Annotated in this window: 3 tRNA genes; all 3 read right to left on the bottom strand. The window is 42.4% G+C overall.

Annotated elements, in window-relative coordinates:
* Positions 1-83 precede the first annotated feature (83 nt).
* Positions 84-155: transfer RNA gene (locus ACTYA4_RS22225), tRNA-Gln, on the bottom strand.
* A 19-nt stretch (positions 156-174) separates the two neighbouring features.
* Positions 175-250, bottom strand: a tRNA-His gene (locus ACTYA4_RS22220).
* A 14-nt stretch (positions 251-264) separates the two neighbouring features.
* A tRNA-Trp gene (locus ACTYA4_RS22215) sits at positions 265-338 on the bottom strand.
* Between the last annotated feature and the right edge of the window lie 58 nt (positions 339-396).

The raw sequence follows: 396 nt of genomic DNA, 5'->3' as shown, positions 1-396 counted from the left end.
TATAATGTTATAAATTGAAGCGATACCGGATTTTAGCCCGAGAAAAGATGTTACAGACCTCTTGATTACCACTTAGCTATTGACTGGGCTAGCTGGATTCGAACCAACGAGTGACGGAGTCAAAGTCCGTTGCCTTACCGCTTGGCTATAGCCCAATGAAAAGAAAATATATTATGGGGCGATTGATGGGAATCGAACCCACGAATGTCGGAGCCACAATCCGATGCGTTAACCACTTCGCCACAACCGCCATAATTTTTTTCGTGGCAGGGGTAGTAGGAATCGAACCCACACCGGAGGTTTTGGAGACCTCTGTTCTACCTTTAAACTATACCCCTTCATTAAAAAACAAAAGGTATACTTTGCTCTATCAACTGAGCCATAATTTATATTTTA

Source organism: Niallia yueguangensis, from assembly GCF_052663115.1.
This window is presented reverse-complemented; position numbering and strand designations above follow the sequence as displayed.